At 69.0% G+C, this 6,291-nt stretch carries 5 protein-coding genes and 1 pseudogene; 1 reads left to right on the top strand and 5 read right to left on the bottom strand.

The window, feature by feature from the left end; translation table 11 throughout:
* Window positions 1-144: 144 nt before the first annotated feature.
* Together AC27IQ_RS17680 and AC27IQ_RS17675 are read right to left on the bottom strand one after the other, a co-directional pair.
* Complete coding sequence (locus AC27IQ_RS17680) at window positions 145-1,062, bottom strand: ABC transporter permease (RefSeq protein ID WP_487090239.1); 918 nt, start codon at window positions 1,060-1,062, stop codon at window positions 145-147.
* 46 nt (window positions 1,063-1,108) lie between these two features.
* On the bottom strand, window positions 1,109-2,590 hold the full coding sequence (locus tag AC27IQ_RS17675) for an ABC transporter substrate-binding protein (RefSeq protein ID WP_487090240.1): 1,482 nt from the start codon (window positions 2,588-2,590) through the stop codon (window positions 1,109-1,111).
* 234 nt (window positions 2,591-2,824) lie between these two features.
* On the opposite strand from AC27IQ_RS17675, the gene AC27IQ_RS17670 reads away from it, so the two are divergent.
* Window positions 2,825-3,769, top strand: coding sequence for a LysR family transcriptional regulator (locus tag AC27IQ_RS17670; protein WP_349817231.1), 945 nt, complete (start codon window positions 2,825-2,827; stop codon window positions 3,767-3,769).
* Window positions 3,770-3,799: 30 nt separating this feature from the next.
* Here the strand turns inward: AC27IQ_RS17670 and AC27IQ_RS17665 are convergent.
* The 3 genes and pseudogenes from AC27IQ_RS17665 to AC27IQ_RS17655 form a co-directional block, all read right to left on the bottom strand.
* Window positions 3,800-4,715 (bottom strand): annotated as a pseudogene (locus tag AC27IQ_RS17665) (hydroxymethylglutaryl-CoA lyase).
* Window positions 4,716-4,757: 42 nt separating this feature from the next.
* Window positions 4,758-5,678: a 2-hydroxyacid dehydrogenase gene (locus tag AC27IQ_RS17660; RefSeq protein WP_487090238.1), complete on the bottom strand. Its 921-nt coding sequence runs from the start codon at window positions 5,676-5,678 to the stop codon at window positions 4,758-4,760.
* Between the two features lie 37 nt (window positions 5,679-5,715).
* On the bottom strand, window positions 5,716-6,291 hold a 576-nt coding region (locus AC27IQ_RS17655; RefSeq protein WP_487090237.1), incomplete at its 5' end, for an acyl-CoA carboxylase biotin carboxyl carrier protein subunit.

Here is a 6,291-nt window from a genome sequence, read left to right as displayed (position 1 = left end):
GCGCCGAGCACCAGGCCGCGCTGGCCCAGCACGCGGCGCAGCCAGCGGCGCCAGGCCGGTGGCGACGGCAGGGCCAGGGTGGCCGCCGCGCCGGGGGAGGAAAGGGTGGTGGAAGCGTTCATGGCAGTCTCCGGTGCGGTGGCGTCAGCGGGTGCGCATGCGCGGGTCGAGCGCGGCGTTGAGCACGTCGGCCAGGAAGGTGAGCGCGATGTAGAACACCGCGATGATCAGCACCACGGCCTGCACCACGGGGTAGTCGTTGCGCGCGATGGAGTCCCACGCGAGCTGCCCCAGCCCCTGCATGGAATACACCGACTCGATCACCACCGAGCCGCCGAGCATGAAGCCCAGCTCCACCGCGGCCAGCGCCACCACCGGAATGATGGCGTTGCGCAGCGCGTGCTTGAACACCACGCGCGAGCGGCTCAGGCCCTTGGCGCGCGCGATGCGGATGTAGTCCGCGCCCAGCACGTCCAGCATGCCGGCCCGCGTGAGCCGCATCATGGCCGGCATGGCGTAGTAGCCCAGCGCCACCGCCGGCAGCACGAAATGCTGCCAGCTCGTGTTGCCCGCCACGGGCAGCCACTTCAGGCCCACGGCGAACAGCAGCACCAGCGTGAGCGCGAACCAGAAGGTCGGCATGGCCTGGCCCACCACCGCCACCATCAAGGCCAGGCGGTCGATCCACGTGTCGCGGTAGAGCGCGGCCAGCACGCCCAATGGAATGGCCACGGCCACGGCCAGCAGCAGCGCCACGCCACCGAGCTTGAGCGTGATGGGCAGGCGCTCGCCGACCAGCTCCATGACGGTGTTCTGGAAATAGAACGACCGCCCGAAATCCAGCCGCGCCGCCGCACCCAGCCAGTCGAAGAACTGCTCCACGATGGGGCGGTCCAGCCCGTACTGCACGCGGATCTTCTCCACGTCGGCAGCGCTCGATTCCGGGCCCGCGATCGCGGTGGCCAGGTCGCCCGACAGGTGCAGCAGCATGAAGCTGACGACCGCCACGGTCAGCATGACGCTCAGCGCCACCAGCAGGCGGCGAAAGATGTAGATCAGCATGGCAGGGGCCCGCGAGGGTGTGGGAGGGACACGAACGCCGGGGCCGTCACTTCCAGCTGGCCTGGAAGAAGCGCGGCAGCTCGTCGGGCTGGGCCTCGAACTTCAGGTCCGAGGTGAACGCGTAGTTGATCGAGTACGAAAACAGCGGCGCCCACATGGCCTGGGTGGAGATGCGCTGCAGCGCCTGGGCGTACTTGGCCTTGCGCTCGGCTTTGTCCACCGTGGCGTCGGCCGTCTGCATCAGCGCGATGACCTGCGGGTCCTTGGCGGTGTCGTCGGGGCCGCCTTTGAAGAAGTTGCCCACGAAGGCCGAAGCGTCGTTGATCGAGAACGATCCCCAGGCCTGGAACGTGAGCGGCGCACGGCCGGCGCGCAGCTCGGTGCGCAGCGCCGGGTACTGCACGAAATGCAGCCGCGCGCGGATGCCGACCTTGCGCAGGTCGCCGATCATCGCCTCGGCGTACTCGCGCTCGCGGTAGGCCCACAGCGCGGTGTCGAAACCGTTCGGGTAGCCTGCCTCGGCCAGCAGCGCCTTGGCCTTGGCCGGGTTGTATTCGTACTGCTGCACCTTGCTGGTGTCGCAGCCGAACTGCGTGCGAAAGCACGGCGCATACACCGGCTGGCTGCCGCCGCGCACCAGGCTGTCGGCCAGCCCCTTGCGGTTGATGGCGTAGTTGAGCGCCTGGCGCACGCGGGGGTCCTTGAAGGGCGCGGCCTCGGGGGTGGTGCCGTTGTTGTTGATGGAGATGAAGCCCACGCGCATGGTCTCGCCGCTCAGCACCGAGAGGTTGGGCGCCGCCTTCAGCGAATCGGCCTGGTCGGCCGGCACGCGCCAGATCCAGTCCACCGCGCCGGTCATCAACTGGGCCATGCGGGCTTCAGGGTCGCGGATCACGGTGAACTTCACGGTGCCGATCTTGGGCTGGCCCGCAGGGCTGTCCTTGAAGTAGGCGGTGTTCTTCACCATCGTCACGCCCTGCCCCGGCACCACGCTGGTGATCTTGTAGGGGCCGCTGCCCACGGGCGCCTTGCTGAACCCTTCCAGCCCCACCTTGGTGAAATAGGCTGCGGGGTAGATGGGCGTGGGGCCGGCCAGGTATTCCAGCGCCGCGGGGAACGGCGTCTTGAGGTGGATGCGCACCTCGTAGTCGCTCACCTTGTCCACGCCCTTGATCCAGTCGGTGTTCTGGCGCGTGGCGATCTTGGCGTCGGGGCCGGTCACCACGTTGAAGGTGTAGGCCACATCGTCGGCGGTGAACTTGTCGCCGTTGTGGAAGGTGACGCCCTGGCGCAGCGTGACCAGCAGCGCGGTGGGCGATTCCCACTTCCAGGCGGTGGCGAGCTGCGGCTTGAGTTCGCCCGTCTTCGTGTCGCGGTAGAGCAGCGTGTCCCACGCCATGGCGGCCAGCACAACGCCCTCGCGCATGTTGTTGTGGTACGGGCTCACGTTCTCGACCTCGTTGTCCGACGCATAAGTCAGCGTGTCGTTGGCCTTGCCGGCGTGCGCGCCAGCCCCGAAAACCATCATGCCCAGTGCCAGACAGCCCCGGCGCACCCAGTGGGTGAATAAATGCCCCATTGCGAACTCCTTCATCGTGATGAAACAGGAAACACAGTGAACGGGAGCAAGAATGGGACCTCGGAGACGTTTCCGCCATTACCGAATATCGCGGCGAGCGATCTCAAAAAGGCAATGCTCCCGCCGCATTCCGCCTATGCTTGTGGGATTGCCGCAGTGCACCACGCCCCATCGCCCACCGCCATGAAACGCTCGCAAATCGTCGCCCGCCAATTGCAGGACACGGCCCTGCGCTACTTCCTGGAGGTGGTGCGCTGCGGCTCGATCAGCGAGGCCTCGCAGCGGCTGAACGTGGCGGGCTCGGCCATCAGCCGACACATCGCGCATCTGGAAGACATCCTGGGAGCGACGCTGTTCGACCGCCACGCGCGCGGCATGGTGCCGAGCGCGGCGGGCGAGCTGCTGGCGGTGCATGCGCAGAAGTCCGCGCACGACGCGGAGCGCGTGGTGCATGAAATGCAGGCGCTGCAGGGCATGGAGCGCGGGCGGGTGCGCCTGGCCTCGTCGGAGGGCTTCGCGCTGGAATTCCTGCCCCGGCTCATCAGCGATTTCCGGCGGCGGCACCCGGGCATCCAGTTCCACCTGGGGGTGTTTCCGCCGGCCGAAAGCACGCGGCGCGTGCTGCTGGGCGATGCGGACATCGGCATCACCATGAGCCGCAGCGCCGAAAAGGACATCCGCATCGAGTTGCTGCAGCCCTCGCCCGTGCTGGCCGTGGTGCAGCGCGGCCATCCGCTGACGCGCTTTCAGCAGGTCAGCCTGTCGCAGCTGCAGAACTACCCCGTGGCGCTGCCCGAAATGGACACCACCGTGCGGCAGCTGTTCGACATCGCGTGCAGCCGCCAGAAGGTGCAGATCGACCCCGTGCTCACCAGCAACTACATCGCCAGCCTGTTCGGGTTCGTCAAGCACGAGCCCGAGGGCGTGTCCATCTCGGGCGAGATCACCATGCGCTACCAGATCGAGCGCGAGGAGATGGCCTGCGTGCGCCTGCGCGACCGGGGGCTGGACCTGCGCAACATCGAGGTGCAGACGCTGATGGGCCGCACGCTGTCACGCGCGGCGCAATCGTTTCTCGCGCACCTCAAGGAGCAACTGCAGAGCGTGGCCGCGCCGCCCGGCGGCTGACCGCACCCAGCGCCCAGGCCCTGCGCGGCCTCAGCCCAGGCGCTTGGTCAGCAACGCCTTGGCGGCGCGCGAGTTGGACGGCCGGCCCAGGAAATCGCTGATGTACGCGCCCGCATCGATGAGCGCGTCCAGATCGATGCCCGTGTCGATGCCCATGCCGTGCAGCATGTAGACCACGTCTTCGGTCGCCACGTTGCCCGTGGCGCCCTTGGCATAGGGGCACCCGCCCAGGCCCGCCACCGACGTGTCGTACTGCCACACGCCCATCTCCAGCGAAGCCAGCGTGTTGGCCAGCGCCTGCCCGTAGGTGTCGTGGAAGTGGCCCGACACCGCGTCGACGCCGTAGTGCTGCAAGGTGGCCTCCATGGCGCGCTGCACCTTGCGCGGCGTGCCCACGCCGATGGTGTCGGCCACACCGACGTGCTGCACGCCGATCTGCTTCATCAGGCCCGCCAGGTACGCCACGCGCTCGGGCGCCACCTCGCCCTCGTAGGGGCAGCCCACGGTGCAGCTCATGGCGCCCCGCACGGCGATGCCCGCCGCGCGCGCCGCTTCAACCACCGGCGCGAAGCGCTCGATGCTCTCGGCGATACTGCAGTTGATGTTCTTCTGGCTGAAGGCCTCGCTGGCCGAACCGAAGACGACGATCTCGTCGGGCCGCGTAGGCACGGCGGCCTCGTAGCCCTTGAGGTTGGGCGTGAGCACCGAATAGCGCACGCCGGGCTGGCGCTCGATGCCCGCCATCACCTCCACGTTGTCCGCCATCTGGGGCACCCACTTGGGCGAGACGAAGCTGGTGACCTCGATCTCCGTCAGGCCAGCCGCCTGCAGGCGGTGCACGAGACCGATCTTGACCTCGGCGGGCACGGGCGATTTTTTCGTTCTGAAGGCCGTCGCGCGGGCCTACATCGACGAGTTTGACGCGGGAAGGAATGCTGCTGCTCATGGGGAAATCCTGCGGTAAAGAATGCGGGGCGGTGCCCGAGGCCTAGTAGCCGCGCCGGGGGTCCACGATGCCGGCCACCGGCTCGCCGCGCTGCATGGCGGCGATCTTGCGCGCGATCTGGGCGATGCTTTCTTCGCGCAGCGTGCGGGCGGAGGTGTGGGGCGTGGTCGTGATGCGGGGGTGCGTGCGCAGCGGGTGGTCGGCGGGCAACGGCTCGGTGCGGAACACGTCGAGCGTGGCCCCGGCCAGGTGGCCGGCGTCGATGAGGGCGATCAGGTCGTCTTCGACCAGGTGCGCGCCGCGCGCCACATTGACGACATAGCCGCCAGGCTGCAGGCGCGAGAGCGTGCCGCGGTTCATGATGTCCTGCGTGTCAGGCGTGAGCGGCAGCAGGTTCACCAACACGCGGCTGGCAGCCAGGAAGCCGTCGAAACCCTCCGCGCCATGAAAGGCCCGCACGCCCTCCACGGCCTTGGGCGTGCGGCTCCAGCCGTTCACCGGGAACTCGAAGTGCGCCAGCGCCTTCGCCACCCGCTCGCCCAGCACTCCCAGGCCCATGACGCCGACGGAGAAATCGCTGCGCAGTCGCGGCCGGCGGTAGGCCCAGCCCCCGGCGCGCATGTCGGCCTCATAGGCCTCGAACTCGCGGAAGTGGCGCACCACCGCGTGGCACACGTATTCGGCCATCTGCACGGCCATGCCGGCATCGTCCAGCCGCACCACCTGCGCGCCGGGCGGCAGGCGCAGGGCCAGCAGCGCATCCACGCCCGCACCGATGTTGAAGAGCGCCTGGATGCCGGCCTGCTCGTCCATGAACTGCTGGGGCGGCGCCCAGACCACGGCGAAATCGGCCGGGGGGGCGCCCGGTTGCCAGACGGTGATGTGCGCCCCGGGCAGCGCGGCCTGCAGGCCCTGCAGCCAGGGCTCGGCCTTGGTGTGCGTACAGCAGAAGGTGATGTTCATGGCGCAAGAGCGTATCGCGGCTGCGGATTGCGCGCTGTCACGCGGGCGAGAGCTTGAGCAGCTCGGCGCCTTCGGTCACCTGGTCGCCGGGCGCATAGAGCAGCTCCTGCACCGTGCCGTCCACGGGCGCGGCGATGGTGTGTTCCATCTTCATGGCCTCCATCACGGCCAGGGCCTGGCCCTTGGTCACGGCATCGCCCGCTTTCACGGCGAACGACACCACCTTGCCGGGCATGGGCGCGGTCAGGCGTCCGCCTTCGGACTGCGCCTCGCCCGCATGGGCCAGCAGGTCGATGGCGACGATCTGCGTGGCGCCGCGCGGCGTGAAGACGTGGTCGGTCTCGCCCTGGGAATGCACCACGGCGCGCGTGCGCTGGCCGGCGAAGTGCAGGTCCAGGCCCTCGCCATCGGCGGTGAAGGCCAGCGGCCCGGCCACGGCCGCATCGCCCTCGCCCACCGCCAGTTCCATCGCGCCGCCCGCGGCGTAGGTGAGCCAGGCGTTGGCAGGCTGGCCGCCGAACTCGAACGCGAACCGGCGGCGCGTCACGCCGTGCGATTGCCAGCCGTCGCGGAGGCTGAACGGGTCGGCCCCCTCGGTGGCGCGCTCGCGCTG

Source organism: Acidovorax sp. KPB24-07, assembly GCF_057543315.1.
This window is presented reverse-complemented; position numbering and strand designations above follow the sequence as displayed.

Bases quoted from the DNA above. Each gene is read 5' to 3' on its own strand.
- AC27IQ_RS17680 (WP_487090239.1), bottom strand. From the start codon at position 1,062: ATGCTGATCTACATCTTTCGCCGCCTGCTGGTGGCGCTGAGCGTCATG.
- AC27IQ_RS17675 (WP_487090240.1), bottom strand. From the start codon at position 2,590: ATGATGGTTTTCGGGGCTGGCGCGCACGCCGGCAAGGCCAACGACACG.
- AC27IQ_RS17670 (WP_349817231.1), top strand. From the start codon at position 2,825: ATGAAACGCTCGCAAATCGTCGCCCGCCAATTGCAGGACACGGCCCTG.
- AC27IQ_RS17660 (WP_487090238.1), bottom strand. From the start codon at position 5,678: ATGAACATCACCTTCTGCTGTACGCACACCAAGGCCGAGCCCTGGCTG.